Raw genomic sequence first — 14,151 nt, forward strand, 5'->3', positions numbered from 1 at the left:
CGTCAGCGGCCGCGCACCTGCCCGACGAACCGGTCCGCGTGCCGAGAGATGAAACGCCACGTTTCATCGCGGTGGGACTTTCGACCGCCGATACACAGTCGTTGAGGCTGACTGCGTCTCGGCCGCGTCATCTGGACTCGCCCCACTGCAGTTTCGCGCGGCTGTCCCCAATCCGTCGCGTTTTTGCCCGCGTAGCCGCAAGTAGGTCTCAGCGAATGGCCCGGTATCACATCGAAACCTACGGCTGCACGTCGAACCGTGGCGAGAGCCGCGGCATCGAGCGACGGCTCCGCGACGCGGGCCACCGTCGCGTGGAGGGGCCCGAGGCGGCCGACGTGGCCATCCTCAACACCTGCACCGTGGTCGAGAAGACCGAGCGCAACATGCTCCGGCGCGCCGAGGAGTTAGACGACGAGACCGCCGACCTCATCGTGACGGGCTGCATGGCGCTCGCGCAGGGCGAGCAGTTCCGGGACGCCGAGGTCAACGCCGACGTGCTCCACTGGGACGAGGTGCCCGAGGCCGTGACGAACGGCGAGTGCCCGACCACGACGCCCGACGCCGAGCCGGTGCTCGACGGCGTCATCGGCATCCTGCCCATCGCGCGGGGCTGCATGTCCGACTGCTCGTACTGCATCACCAAGCAGGCGACCGGTAAGATCGACTCCCCGCCCGTCTCCGAGAACGTCGAGAAGGCCCGAGCGCTCGTCCACGCGGGCGCGACGGAGATCCGAATTACGGGCCAGGACACGGGCGTCTACGGCTGGGAGGACGGCGAGCGCAAGCTCCCCGAACTCTTAGAGCGCATCTGCACCGAGATCGACGGCGAGTTTCGCGTGCGCGTCGGGATGGCTAACCCGAAGGGCGTCCACGGGATTCGCGAGGAACTCGCCGCGGTGTTCGCCGACAACGAGGAGCTGTACAACTTCATCCACGCGCCGGTCCAGTCAGGATCCGACGACGTGCTCGGCGACATGCGCCGCCAGCATCAGGTCTCGGAGTACGTCGAGGTCGTCGAGACGTTCGACGAGTATCTGGACTACTGGACGCTCTCGACCGACTTCATCGCGGGGTTCCCGACCGAGGAGGCGGCCGACCACGCCCAGAGTCTGGCGCTCCTGCGCGAGACCCGCCCGGAGAAGATCAACGTCACGCGGTTCTCGAAGCGACCGGGCACCGACGCCGCCGAGTTGAAGGGCCTGGGCGGCCAGACCAAGAAGGACCGCTCGAAGGAGCTGTCGGCACTCAAGCGCGAGGTCGTCGGCGAGGCCTACGACGCGATGGTCGGCGACACCCACGAGGTGCTGGCCGTCGAGCAGGGTACCGCCGACTCCGTGAAGTGCTACGACGAGGCCTACCGGCAGGTCATCGTCCAGAACGCGAGCGACCACGGCCTCGAACCCGGCGACTTCGTCGACGTGGAGATCACCGGCCACAGCACGATGTACGCGTTCGGCGAGCCGGTGTGAGGTCCCCGACGGTCGCGTGCGCGCGGACGCGGCGCGTCAGCGCGCACGCGACCGTCGCCTATCGTCATCGTTCTATCGCCACCGTTAGGATACCCGGCTCTCACCGCCCGACGAGCTCGTCGACCGTCTCGTCGGCCTTCCACTCGCCGAGTTCCTTCGGATCGACGTGGACGAACACGTCGTCGACCTCGTCCAGTTCGCGGATGGACTCGATCACGGCCGTCTCGATGTCGTGGGCCTCACGGAGCGTGCGGTCGCCCTCGACCTCGACGTGGAGGCTCACGTCGATCTCCGGGCCGACGTAGTGGGCGATGACGTCGTGCGCGCCCTCGACGTCCGGGTGGGTGAGCGCGCGGCGGACGATCTCGGCCCGGAGGTCCTCGGGCGGCGCGCTCCCGACGAGATAGTCGACGTTGTCCTGGACGATCTCGTAACCGGTGTAGAGGATGCCGAGCGACACCGCGCCAGCAGCCACGGGGTCGAGAACGGGGACCCCGGCGTTCGCGCCCGCCACGCCGACCAGCGCGGCGCTCGCGGTCAACACGTCGATGCGGTTGTCGAGCGCGGCGGCCCGGACCGCGGGCGAGCGCTCGCGCTCGGCGACTCGGATGCAGTACCGGTAGAGGCCGAACTTCACGACCGCCGTGCCGCCGAGCACTGCGAGCGCGGCCGGGCCGGTCGTGACCGCCACGTTGCCAGACAGGACGCTGGTCGCAGCGCTCCAGAGGACTGCACCGCCCGCGACGAACACTCCGACCGCGACGAACAGCGAGACGAACGGCTCGATGCGCTCGTGGCCGTGCGGGTGGCTGAAGTCCGGCGGTCTGGTCGTCAGGTAGAGCCCCGCGACCACGACCGCGCTGTAGGCCACGTCCGCGAGGCTGTTGACGGCCTCCGAACCCACCGCGAGGCTGCCGGATGCCCACCAGACGCCGCCCTTCGCCACGACCAGCAGGACGTTGACCGCCAGCACGAGCGCACCGACCCTGCGGACGGCCGCCCTTCGGTTCATCGTCTGGCTTTGGAACCGCCGGACTAAGGGCCTGTCGTTCGCCAGCGCGGACGACTACGCGATTCGGACCGCGCTGTCCCCCGAGCCGTCGACGCCCGCTTGCTCGGCGAACGCCTCGCGCACGCGGTCGTACGTCTCGTCGAGCGCCTCCACGACGACCTTCGTGTCCGAGACGACGGGCATGAAGTTGGTGTCGCCCTCCCATCGTGGGACGACGTGGCTGTGGAGATGGTCGCCGATGGACCCGCCCGCGCCGCGGCCGAGGTTCAAGCCCGCGTTGAAGCCGTCGGGGTCGAGCGCGTCGTCGAGCGCTTCGAAGGTGCGCTGCTTGAGCCGAGCGTGGTCGAGCAGCGTCTCGTCGTCGAGGTCGCGGTAGTCCCCGGTGTGCTCGTCGGGAATCACCATCGCGTGGCCGGGATTGTACGGCGAGTTGTTCAGCATGACGACCGCGCGGTCGTTCCGGGCGAGGATGCGATGCTCGCGGTCGGCGTCGCGGTCGGGGAGTTCGCAGAAGACGCACTCCTCGACGTCCGGGTTCTTGTCGTCGCGCTCGACCCAGTCGATGCGCCACGGCGCGAAGATCTGGTCCATGTCGCCACAATGGACGCGGCGGGGTTTAGCCATTCCCGGTTCGGGCCGACGCGCCGCTCTACCTCCGCGCTGACGAACGATTACTGTCTGATCGAATATATTGTCAGGAGATGTGATGTTCGATCCCGTCGATCGACGCCGCTCGGCGCTCAGTTTCGTGACAGTGCGGGGCAACAGCCGGTCACAGGCTGATTTACCGACCTCCGACACTCACCACGGGGGTCTCCCGGTACCATAGCTCGCGTGACAGTAACGGGTATTTAAAATCTTCGGCCGTTTCAGCGTGTTTTTGTCTCATTACTATTTCTAAGCGGATAGTAAACTATCTCGGTGCTTCTCGACTGCTCTTATCCGAAAACCGCAAGCGGGCTATCGAATGAACGGTTCGAACACCGCCCAACAGAAGGGGGTTTTTATGCTCCTATCAACCCAAGGAGAGACCGAGAGGAAAGTCACGATGGCAACACAAAACCAGAGTTTCCAGGCGATAACCGAGTCCTGCACCGAGTGCGAGCGCGAGACGCCACACGAGGTGACCGTCCAGATCCGGACCGAGAGCAAGAAGCGCGAGAACGCCGAGTTCTCCCGAGAGCCCTACCGCGTCGCCGAGTGTCAGATCTGCGGGTCGACCGCGACCCAGCGGATGAACAACGCGTGAGGCCGCCGACGGTCCGTCCGCTTCGGCCCGCCACCTCGGGGTGAGTGCGGGGAGCGTCGCCCTCCGACGCTTCGGCCCGACCCTCCAACTGGCCCTGTCAGTCAACCGCTCCGATCAATCTCCGGCCGTGCGACCCCGCCGACCGACGCCCCGCTCCCGTCGTTCTCACGTCCGTTTCGCGACGGAGCGTCGGTCGAACGGCTACTCCCTTCCTCGCACGCCACACATATCAGCCAACGATTAGGGCGGCCGTACCGACCGCATAAGTCGGCGGTAATGCCGGTAATACGCCGTCGAAAGCCCAAACGGAACGAAACGGTTGGTCCCGTTTATTGCCGACTCCAGCGACGTGTTGTGACGCATATGCAACGAGAAACCGGCGTAGCGGTGATGGTCGTCGCCCTTTTGCTCGCCAGCGTTCCGCTGGTGGCCTTCGGCGACACGTCGCCGTCTACGCCCGCTGATGCGGGGGCAGAGGGTGTGACACTGCAGGACGTGACAGTCGAGCAGCTCCACGTGGAGAACGTCACTGTCGAGAACGCGACGATCGAGCAGATGAACGTCGACACGGTCGAGCTGACGAACAAGAACGAGACGCTGGAGAACGCGACGCTGCGCAACGTCGCGCTGGGGAACCTCTCGCTGGACAACGTCTCGATGGAGAACCTCGAGACGGACCAGCAGAACCTCGCGGGTGCGATGAGCGACGACGCGTCGGTCGAGTCCGCGACGGTGCAGGACCTGACCATCGAGGAGATGAACGTCTCCCAGCTGACCGTCGACCGGGTGAACGTCCAGACGGCCGGTGACGGCGCTGCTGCGGAGACGACCGAGCAGGTGACCGAGGAGGAGACGACCACCGAAGAAGACGAGGGCATGGGTGCGGACGAGGAGACCACGACCGAAGACGAAGCCGCGTTCCAGGAGGAAACGACGACCGAGGAAGACGAAGCGGACGCAGAGGAGGACGCGCAGGAGACGACGACCGAGGAGGCCGACGGTCAGGAGACCACGATGGCCGACGGTCAGGAGACGACCACTCCGGCCGCTGACGGGGAGACCCCCGACGAGGTCACCATCGAGAGCGCGACCATCCAGACCGTGAGCGTCCAGCAGCTGAATATCGGAACGCTCGTCGTGACCAACGTCCAGTTCAGCCCGGCCGAGGAGACCACGACGGAAGCGGACGACGGCGCTGACGAGGAGACGACGACCGAGCAGATGGCTGAGGAGACGACGACCGAGGAAGACGAGGGCATGGGTACGGACGAAGAGACCACGACCGAGGAAGACGACGGCCTCGGCGCGGATGAGGAAGAAACCACCGCGGAAGACGACGGCATGGGTGCGGACGAGGAGACCACGACCGAAGACGAAGCCGCGTTCCAGGACGAGACCACGACCGAAGAGGACGACGAGCAGGAGACGGCCGACGGTGACGACACCGTCGTCGAGAGCGTCTCCGTCGGCAGCGCGAGCGTCGACCGCGTGACCGCGGCCGCTCAGCCCGGCACTTCGGTCAACGTCGAGAGCGGCGGGGTCGCGCTCATCGCGATCCACAGCATCTCGGCACCTTCGGATGTTCAGACCGGCGACGAGTACACCGTCGAGGCGACGGTCGCGAACGTCGGTAACAGTCAGGGCGTCCAGCGGGTGTCGTACCGCATCGCGGGCAACGTCATCGACACGGAACTCGTGCAGGTGTCCGCCGGCGGGTCCGAGACGGTGACGCTCAACGTCAGCCTCGGCCAGTTCCCGTCGGGGACCTACGAGCACGGCGTCTACACGCAGGGCGCGAACCAGACCGCCCAGCTCAACATCTCTCAAGGCGAGGAGACCGACGACGGGGAGATGAACGTCCAGGACGAGGAGACGACGACTGCCGCTGACGGCGGCGAAGAGACGACCGCAGAGGGCGATTCCGAAACGACGGTCGAGGACGGCATGGAGACCACTGTCGAGGACGGCATGGAGACCACCGTGGAGGACGACGCTGCTGACGACGACGAAGAAGACGCTGCCGACGCGGACGAGGAGGAGACGACCACGGCGGCCGAGTAACGCCGCTTGGGTTCGGTTCGACTCTTTTTTGGAGGGCGCTGCCAGCAGCCGCGAGTCGCTACTGGGGTTCGGCGAGTCGCTACTGTGAATCCGCCAGCCGCTACTGGGACTCGGTGAGTCGCTACTGCGAGTCCGTCGTCTCGTCCGCGTGACCGCTACTCACTGCGGTCTGCATCAGCTCCGAGTTGAACGCGCTTCCGGCCGCTCCGTCACGGTCGAGGACGATGACGCCCGCCGAGGAGCCGGTGAGTTCCCCGAACTCCTCGACGGCGCGGTCGGCGGCCGCCTGCGCGTCGTGGCCGGATTCGAGGTGCCGGACCGCGCGCCGGGTCAGTGTGGTCTTGGCGATGTCCTCGCCCGCGCCCGTGGCGCTCGCGCCGCCCGCGGGAGCCGCGAAGAAGCCGCTCCCGATCTGGGGCACGTCGCCGACCCGTCCGGCCAGCGCGAGCCATCGGCCGCCGGTCGAGGTCGCGGCCGCGAACGCGTCGTTTTCGGGGTCCCACGCAACCGCGCCCACGGTGTCGTGGTCCTTTGGATCGGAGTTTTCTTCGTCGGGGTCGTCCGGGTTCCCGCCGAACTTCGCTCGCAGCCAGTCGAGGTGTTCGCGCGGGGAGCCCTCGGGCGTCGAATCGAGGTCGGCCCATTTCTCGCGGGTGTCCGCGGACCGGAGGTCGACGCCCGTCTCGACGCCGAAGTCGGCCGCCAGGTCGACGGCGTGCTCGCCGGAGACCAGCACGTGGGGCGTCTCCTCCAGCACGACTCTGGCGGCGCTGACGGCGTGCTCGACGCCGGGCATCGAGCAGACCGCGCCCGCTTCGCGGTCGCTGGTCATCACGCCCGCGTCGGTGCGAATCTCGCCGTCGCTCTGGACCGCGCCGCCGACCCCGGCGTTGAACCGCGGCGACGATTCGAGGACGTGGATGGCACTTTCGACGGCTTCGAGGACCGACGATTCGCCTGCGCCGGCGTCGGCCGCCTCGTCGAGCACCGCCTGTCTCGGCTCGGGTTCGTCCGGGGCGCTTCCGGCCCCGCCGTGGACGATGACCTTCATGTCAGGGGTTGGTTCCGGCGACGGCTTAAATCCGCGTCAATCGGTCGTTTGGGAGCGCGTTTTATCTGCCTGCGCTGATTTACCCTCTCAGTCGGCGCGTGCTGGCGCGACCTCGTGTCGCGCCAAATCGCGCGAGGTCTGCAGGAGCGAAGTCGTTCGAAAATCGGAGATTTTCGTGATCACGAGAGAGCGAAGCTCTCTCGGACGACGACTGCAGGCTCGGAGGACGCGGTTTGTCCCCCGGTGGACGAGCATGGCGAGGCCCAGTGCGCCTCGCGTGCCGTGCGGGCGACTCGGGGATCGCCCGCAGACATCGCAGGGCGAAGCCCGAGACGCGCAGGAGGCTGGGGGGCGTGAGGCCCGCGGTAGCTGTACGGTGGCGGGGCTGTTGCGGTGCTGTGCGGTTTCTCATGTGCCTTGGCAATAGAGAGCTTCTTGCTGATTTCACCACTTCGAGTAAGCTACCTACTGCTTGAGCCTAGGAGTAACCGCACAGCACCGCGACCGCCGCATCCTCGAACCTCCCCAGCCTCCTGCGGTCCTCGCTTCGCTGCGGTCCTCGTCCCTCGCGCGCGAGCAACGCGCGCGCCGACATTCCAAAAATAGAATAGCGAAACAGGTGGGCCACGACGAGTCTTCGATTCGAGGAAACCCCGACCCGCTCCGGTTCCTCTATAGACGATAGAATCCCAATTCCGAAAGCCAATCCCAGCAACTACGTACCGCAACTACCCACGTCCCGAGCGTGCCAACCTACGTCAGAGATCACCCGGAAGAACTCCACGAGATCGACCGCTGGGAGGACGGGTACGGGTGGATGGTCCACCCCGAGGAGGACGCGCGCCGGGCGAGCCACGCCGTCCGCGGCGAGGACGGTCGGGTCTGGCTGTTCGACCCGCTCGACGCGCCGGGCGTCGACGACCTCGTGGCCGAACTCGGCGAGGTTGCAGGCGTCGCCGTGCTGTCGAACTACCACGCCCGCGACGCCGGGAAAATCGCCGACCGCCACGACGTGCCGGTGTACCTCCCCGAGTGGACCGACCGCATCGCGCCCCGAATCGCGGACGGCGCGATTTCCGGGACTCCTGATATCAGGCATTTCGCGACTGAGCTGAGCGACTCCGGCTTTCGCGTCCGGTGCACCGCGCCACTGCCCGGCTGGCGCGAGACGGTCGCGTACCGTCCGGCCGAGGGTCGCTGTACGTGCCGGACCTGCTCGGCACCGCCCCGCTGTACACCGTGGGCGACGAGCGACTCGGCGTCTACCTGTTTCGGCGACCGGTGCCGCCCCGCAAACTGTTCGGTGGACTGGCCCCCGGCCGAATTCTCGTCGGTCACGGCACAGGTATACTTGCCGATGCAACGAGCGCACTCTCGGGGGCACTCGACCGGGCGCGGGCCGGATTCCCGCGGGCGCTCGTCGAGAACGGGCCGACGCAGCTTCGGGCGTTCGCCGGGGCGGTGTGGGAGTGACTGCGCAAGCGAAGATACTAGGAATCTAAGGGGGTTTATGGCACTCACGCGGCGAAACGGCAGGCCTTTTATCCTTCTCTCTCCCAGTTTCGGGTGTCATGAACTACGAAAAGGTCGAAGTACCCGAAGGCGGGGCGAAGATCACCGCCGAGGATGCCGAGAACGACGAACTCGACGTGCCACAGAACCCCATCATCCCCATCATCCACGGGGACGGAATCGGCGAGGACGTGGGACCGGCCGCCCAGAAGGTCCTCCAGAAAGCCGCGGAGGCGACCGGTCGGGAGATCCACTGGATGCGCGTGTACGCCGGCGAGAGCGCCCGGGAGATGTACGACGAGAACCTGCCCGAGGAGACGGTCGAGGCCATCCGCGAGCACCGGGTCGCCATCAAGGGACCGCTCACGACCCCCGTCGGCGCGGGCTTCCGCTCGCTGAACGTCGCGCTGCGAAAGCGACTCGACCTGTACGCGAACGTTCGACCGACCTACCACCTCGACGGCGTCCCCTCGCCCGTCAAGGAGCCCGGCAAGATGGACATGGTAAACTTCCGGGAGAACACCGAGGACGTGTACGCCGGCATCGAGTGGGAGGAGGGCACCGAAGAGGTCGAGCAGGTCCGCGAGTTCGTCGAGGACGAGATGGGCTTCGACCAGACCATCCACGAGGGCGCGGTCGGCATCGGCGTCAAGCCCATCACCGAGTTCGGCACCAAGCGCCTCGTCCGGAAGGCCATCGACTACGCGCTGGAGAACGACCGCGACTCGGTCACGCTGGTCCACAAGGGTAACATCATGAAGTTCACCGAGGGCCAGTTCCGCGACTGGGGCTACGAGGTCGCAGAGGAGGAGTACGGCGACGAGGTCATCACCGAGGACACCCTCTGGGAGGAGCAGGACGGCGAGCAGCCCGACGACGCCGTGGTCGTCAACGACCGCATCGCCGACAACATGCTCCAGCAGCTGCTGACTCGGACCGACAACTACGACGTACTCGCCATGCCGAACCTCAACGGCGACTACCTCTCCGACGCCGCAGGGGCTCAGATCGGTGGCCTCGGCATCGCGCCCGGAGCCAACTTCGGCGACGGTCGCGTGCTGGCCGAGCCCGTCCACGGCTCCGCGCCCAAGTACGCCGGTCAGGACAAGGTCAACCCCTCCGCGATGATCCTCTCGGGTCGACTCATGCTGGAGTACATCGGTTGGGAGGACGCCTCCCAGCTCGTCCGCGACGCTGTGGAGAAGACCATCTCCTCGAAGAAGGTCACCTACGACATCGAGCGGCATATCGAGGGCGGCGAGAAGCTCGCGACCAGCGAGTTCGCCGACGAGGTCTGCCGGAACATCGACGAACTGGCGTAATCTCGCGGAAATCTTTTTCCCGTCCCCCGACCCGTGGCCCTGCCTGCCCCTTCTGAGCACGGCGACGAACGTAAAAATTCTCTGACGAAGAGATTTATAGAACTCTGCGAGAGTGTGTGACCTATGAGCACCGACGACGTCGCGGGACCGACGGGCCGACTCGACCGCTGGCTCGACGAGTACGCCGCCGGACTCCTCGAACGCAAGCGCCGACTCGAAGCGAGCTACTACGAGACGCGCGCGAGCCGCGCCGAGCGCCGGAGCGACCTCGACGCGGCACAGGCGTACTACGACCGGGCGCGGAGCCTCCGCGGCACGCTCGGCGACCGCGAAGCCGCGATCGAACTCGGGACGAAACAGGCCGCCGTCGCTCGGGCGAACGGGGACTTCGGGACGGCGCGCGAGCAGTTCCAGCGCGTGGTCGAACTCCATGCCCGGCGGGAGGACGCGGCGGGCGCGCTCGACGCGCTCGAACCGCTGCTGGAGATCCTCGAATCGCAGGGCGACGACGACGCGCTCCGGCAGTGGTGGGGCCACGCCATGATGGTCCTCGGAAAAGCGGAGGCGGGCGAGATTCCCCAGGAGCGCCGCGACGCGCTGGTCGACCGGTACGCCGAGCAGATACGGTCGGAGGACAGCGCTGGGCGACTCTACGGCTTCGCGCTCGACCGACTGCTGACGGGCGAGGACGACCGCGGCGTGGCGCTGCTCGACGCGACGTGGGATCGCCGGGAGGTGGTGCGTGAGCAGGTCGGCGCGTTCCGCGTCGTCCTCGCGGCGGGAGTCGCCCGCGTCGCTCACGCCGAAGCGGGCGACGGCGAGGTGTCGAGCAACGGATCGATGGCCGGCGACCTCGACCGCGAGGCGACGCTCGACTTCGTCGCGGACCACTGCGAACGCCTCTCGGACGCCGCGACCGCGCTGTTCGAGCGACTGCCCGAGGGCGAGACGGACGTCGACCCCGCGGCGCTCCGGTCCGACGTGGACTCCGACGACGAGGTGGAACTCCGGGACGTCGAAGCCGAGGTGTTCGGCCGACTGCTCGACGACCTCGACTGATTCTCGGCAGCTTCGCCCGCTTGGATTTCTCTGGCTCTGATCTCGACACAGGCGTTCTACTCGCGCTAATCGACTCTTCCATCCCGGCGCGCGCTGCGCGGCCTCGTGCCGCGCTAAATCGTGCGAGGGACGAGGACCGCAACGGAGCGAAGCGGAGTGAGGACCGCAGGCGGCTGGGGAGGTCTGGGGCCCGTGCTGTGCGGTCGCGGAGCGGTGCCGTGCGGTCTCTCACATTCCTCGGCTATAGTTCGCTTCGTTCGACGTCAACTGAGCGCGGTCTATTTCACCATCAACAAATCGCGTTCGCGGTGCAGTGCCGCGCGGTCGCGGTGCCGTGCGGTCGCGGTCAAACCAACTCGATCTGAAATACGCTCTCACAGACCACCGACTCACTCCCAAAACTATCAGCGTAAGAACCTCCGGCAGTCGAACCTTTAGGTGACTGGCCGTCCTCGGTACTCGCACGCATGGAAGTCGTACCCAAAGACGCGGAGGAGTCCACCGAAGCCGTCGAGGGCGTCCACCTCTCACTGCTCGCGGGCGACGAAGCGATGAACGTCCAGCACTTCGAGATCGAACCCGGTGCGGACGTGCCCGAGCACAGCCACGACAACGAGCAGACCGGCTACATCACGCAGGGCACGCTGACGTTCCTCGTGGACGGTGAGGAGTACGACGTGAGCGCGGGCGACTCCTACGCCATCCCCGGCGACGAACCGCACGCAGCCGAGAACCGCGGCGACGTACCGGTGGAGGGCGTGGACATCTTCAGTCCGCCTCGGGAGAACCCGGACTGGAAAGACTGAGTTCTCGGCGGTATCTGGGTTTCCTCTCGCGGGTCGGGTTCTGGAGTTTCGGTGTCGTGTTCGACGTTTTTTGGGTGGTAATGAGCTAGCTACTGCTTGCGCCTCGGCGTGACCGCCCCACCACCGAACGGCACCGCCACCGCACAGCACCGCCACCGCACGGCACCGCGACCGCACAGCACCGCGACCGCACAGCACCGCAACCGCGGGCCTCACGCCTCCCCAACCTCCTCGTTCGCTCCTTGCAGTCGCTCATTCGTCCCTCGCACGCTAGGGCGCGGCGCTCGTTCGCCGGGTCCAAACGCGCGCCGGGTGGAATGTCCAAACCAGCGGGTGCTCCGGTGGAATATCGAATCCAGCGCACGCCGAGCGCCTCCGCCCCGAGCGAAGAGTCCTGGTGAAAAACCAAATCTCGACGAGGAGTCCGAAGATTCACGTACGAAAGCGCCCCACCGACGAGTATGTACGCCGTCGTGGGGTGTAGCGACTGCGGGGCGCTCAAAATCGTCGAGGGTCGGCCCGAGACCACGCAGTGTCCCCGGTGTGGCAAGCGCCGGAAGTTCGCGAAGCTCAAGACGTTCGTCGAGACCGACGACGAGGACCACGCCCGCGAGGTCCGGTCGTCGATGCTGGCCAACCGGCAGGGCGAGGGCGACGCCTTCGCGGAGTTGGACACCTTCGCGGAGATGGACGAGCAGGTCGAGGACGTCGGCCCCTCCGACGAGGAGTATCTGGAGGCCGCGGGCATCGACAGCGACGAGGTCGCGGCGGCGGCCGACCGCGCGGAGAACCAGTCGGCCAGCACTCGCGGGCGCTCCCGCAAGGAGACGGTCAGGACGGCGCTGCGGGAACTCGATCGGCCGACCGAGGACGAGGTGGTGGAGTTCGCGGGCGAGCACGGCGTGCCCGCCGACTACGTTCGGACGGCGCTCGACAAACTCGTGCGGTCGGGCGAGGTCAGCGAGAGTCGCGGGCAGTACCGACTCGTCTGAGGGCGAAGCGGTCTGGAAGGCGCGCGACGAAGCGGTCGCGAGCCACTGCGACTCGGGACGAAAGTGCGGGTAGGGGTAGCTGATCGCGTCGGCGAACGCGAGGGGCGAGTCCCTCGCTTGCTGGGTCATGGCAGAACGGTCCGCGAGTGGCGCGCCCGGCAGGGCCGCGGCCGCGAGCGATGGCGCAGGACACGCGGGGGTTGGAGACCGAATCGAACTCGGCCGCGGCCCGTCCGAGCACGAGCGGTTACTTCGTGCAGGAACGTCCACCCTCTCCGGTGGGCCACTCCCGGACCGATTAGGACGACGCGCGATTCCACAATAAACCTCGGCCATACCCGTGGTGAAACTAAAAGTGGTCGCGTCGGCCTTCGTCCTGCGGACGGTCCGTCGTCTCGCATCCGGTAGCCACAAGAGCGAGCGCTACCAACGACCACCAACGATGTCTCAGGCCGCGACGCTGTTCGGGTTCCTGCTCATCATCGTCGTCAACACCGTAGTCGCGTCGGTCGCCATCCGCTTTTTCAGGCTCCGGCTGTCGACCGACTGGGGCGCGGTGGTGTACACCGCCATCGTCGTCCCGCTGTTGTTCGCCTTCACCACCATCCTGCTGTCGGGCTTCATCGGCTTCGGCGGCAGCGGCCTCGACAGGGGGACCGCGCTTATCCTCGTCTGGGTCGTCCCGTTCACGCTCGCGGTGACTCTCGACGTGTTCTGGCTGCCGGCTCCCGAGGAGGTCGAACTCCCCGAGGAGACGCGGTGAGGGCTCGTTCGTCGGCACGAACACGACTGGGCGAGCAGGTGTCGGTCGTCTACGGCGGAGAAATTCGATGGTCGCGGAGCGTCGCTGGACGCAAGCGGTCGTTTCGGTCTACTCGTCGGCGAGCGCGTCGTAGATGTCGCGGTGTTGGTCGCGGTCGCGCTTGGCGACTCCGAGGATGATTTCTCGCCGTGCTTCTTCCATGAACTCGGCTGACGGCTCTGTACCGTGTTCTTCGACGTAGCTCTCTCTAATCGTGTCGAGTGCTCGTTCCATGGCGGTAGACTGCTGATTGGAGTTTTCGTCCTGCGATGCCATTCGTTCGTCGGAAATTTGGCTTCTCATCGGTTAACTATTCGGGTCGCATTGATTTACTTCGATGTCGAGCAGCGTTCGATTGTCGAAGACGTCTACGAGTTCGGTCGACTCAAGGTAGTTCGTCCGTTCGCTGAGGTAATCCACTGTGGCGGTTTGGTCAAGCAGGTCTTCCCGAACGGAGAAGAGTTTGAGAATAGAACGAACGTCCTCACCGTATTCGAGCCGAACCCCGTTCAGGGCGTAAAATACGACGGTTGTGTTTAGAGCAGTTCGTTTGTTCCCATCTACGAACAAGTGGTTAGCGGCGAGTAAGCGCATCAGGTGGAAGGCCTTCTCGTGAATCGTTCTCGGAACACTACCGAAGTGGCCGTGCTCGATGTACTCGAGCACGAATTCTATCCGATCTTCATCTTCGATCCCCGGTTCGCTGTCCGGCTCTTCTTCGATGATGTTGTCGTGAATGGATACAACATCTCCGACCGTTGGGTAGTGTATCTCGTCGTCCGAGTGTTCCATCTCTGAGACAATTTCGTTCGTAAC

15 protein-coding genes are annotated in these 14,151 nt (G+C 66.2%); 9 read left to right on the forward strand and 6 right to left on the reverse strand.

Annotation, left to right across the window (positions count from 1 at the left end):
* Positions 1-215: 215 nt before the first annotated feature.
* On the forward strand, positions 216-1,469 hold the full coding sequence (locus DPQ64_RS13420; RefSeq protein WP_115864830.1) for a tRNA (N(6)-L-threonylcarbamoyladenosine(37)-C(2))-methylthiotransferase: 1,254 nt from the start codon (positions 216-218) through the stop codon (positions 1,467-1,469).
* Between the two features lie 100 nt (positions 1,470-1,569).
* Here the strand turns inward: DPQ64_RS13420 and DPQ64_RS13425 are convergent, their stop codons facing one another.
* Positions 1,570-2,481, reverse strand: a complete 912-nt coding sequence (locus DPQ64_RS13425; protein ID WP_115864831.1) for a cation diffusion facilitator family transporter — start codon at positions 2,479-2,481, stop codon at positions 1,570-1,572.
* 54 nt (positions 2,482-2,535) lie between these two features.
* Positions 2,536-3,072, reverse strand: a complete 537-nt coding sequence (locus DPQ64_RS13430; protein WP_115864832.1) for an HIT family protein — start codon at positions 3,070-3,072, stop codon at positions 2,536-2,538.
* Positions 3,073-3,529: 457 nt separating this feature from the next.
* On the opposite strand from DPQ64_RS13430, the gene DPQ64_RS13435 reads away from it, so the two are divergent.
* Together DPQ64_RS13435 and DPQ64_RS18865 are read left to right on the forward strand one after the other, a co-directional pair.
* Entirely contained in the window at positions 3,530-3,730 is a 201-nt protein-coding gene (locus DPQ64_RS13435) for a DUF7835 family putative zinc beta-ribbon protein (protein WP_115864862.1), read from the forward strand.
* A gap of 363 nt (positions 3,731-4,093) precedes the next feature.
* Positions 4,094-5,791 (forward strand): hypothetical protein, encoded by a 1,698-nt coding sequence (locus DPQ64_RS18865; protein WP_157971707.1) that lies wholly within the window; start codon positions 4,094-4,096, stop codon positions 5,789-5,791.
* A gap of 121 nt (positions 5,792-5,912) precedes the next feature.
* On the opposite strand, the gene DPQ64_RS13445 is transcribed toward DPQ64_RS18865, so the two are convergent.
* Positions 5,913-6,842, reverse strand: coding sequence for an isoaspartyl peptidase/L-asparaginase (locus DPQ64_RS13445; protein ID WP_115864833.1), 930 nt, complete (start codon positions 6,840-6,842; stop codon positions 5,913-5,915).
* Positions 6,843-7,557: 715 nt separating this feature from the next.
* Entirely contained in the window at positions 7,558-7,851 is a 294-nt protein-coding gene (locus DPQ64_RS19640; protein ID WP_232820581.1) for a hypothetical protein, read from the reverse strand.
* 194 nt (positions 7,852-8,045) lie between these two features.
* Between DPQ64_RS19640 and DPQ64_RS19645 the strand changes: the two genes are divergently transcribed.
* The 6 genes from DPQ64_RS19645 to DPQ64_RS13475 all read left to right on the forward strand — a co-directional run bounded on the left by DPQ64_RS19645 (position 8,046) and on the right by DPQ64_RS13475 (position 13,296).
* Entirely contained in the window at positions 8,046-8,315 is a 270-nt protein-coding gene (locus tag DPQ64_RS19645) for a hypothetical protein (protein WP_232820582.1), read from the forward strand.
* Positions 8,316-8,413: 98 nt separating this feature from the next.
* Complete coding sequence (gene icd / locus DPQ64_RS13455) at positions 8,414-9,676, forward strand: isocitrate dehydrogenase (NADP(+)) (RefSeq protein ID WP_115864834.1); 1,263 nt, start codon at positions 8,414-8,416, stop codon at positions 9,674-9,676.
* 123 nt (positions 9,677-9,799) lie between these two features.
* Positions 9,800-10,735, forward strand: coding sequence for a hypothetical protein (locus DPQ64_RS13460; protein WP_115864835.1), 936 nt, complete (start codon positions 9,800-9,802; stop codon positions 10,733-10,735).
* 467 nt (positions 10,736-11,202) lie between these two features.
* On the forward strand, positions 11,203-11,541 hold the full coding sequence (locus DPQ64_RS13465; protein WP_115864836.1) for a cupin domain-containing protein: 339 nt from the start codon (positions 11,203-11,205) through the stop codon (positions 11,539-11,541).
* 461 nt (positions 11,542-12,002) lie between these two features.
* Entirely contained in the window at positions 12,003-12,533 is a 531-nt protein-coding gene (locus DPQ64_RS13470) for a DUF5817 domain-containing protein (RefSeq protein WP_115864837.1), read from the forward strand.
* 340 nt (positions 12,534-12,873) lie between these two features.
* A complete protein-coding gene (locus DPQ64_RS13475; RefSeq protein WP_232820583.1) occupies positions 12,874-13,296 on the forward strand; it encodes a hypothetical protein in 423 nt (140 codons plus the stop codon).
* A 108-nt stretch (positions 13,297-13,404) separates the two neighbouring features.
* Here the strand turns inward: DPQ64_RS13475 and DPQ64_RS13480 are convergent, their stop codons facing one another.
* Together DPQ64_RS13480 and DPQ64_RS13485 are read right to left on the reverse strand one after the other, a co-directional pair.
* On the reverse strand, positions 13,405-13,569 hold the full coding sequence (locus DPQ64_RS13480; protein WP_157971708.1) for a hypothetical protein: 165 nt from the start codon (positions 13,567-13,569) through the stop codon (positions 13,405-13,407).
* Positions 13,570-13,641: 72 nt separating this feature from the next.
* Complete coding sequence (locus DPQ64_RS13485) at positions 13,642-14,127, reverse strand: type II toxin-antitoxin system death-on-curing family toxin (RefSeq protein WP_115864840.1); 486 nt, start codon at positions 14,125-14,127, stop codon at positions 13,642-13,644.
* Between the last annotated feature and the right edge of the window lie 24 nt (positions 14,128-14,151).

Origin of the sequence: Halorussus litoreus (assembly GCF_003382685.1) — an archaeon.
GTDB lineage: Archaea > Halobacteriota > Halobacteria > Halobacteriales > Haladaptataceae > Halorussus > Halorussus litoreus.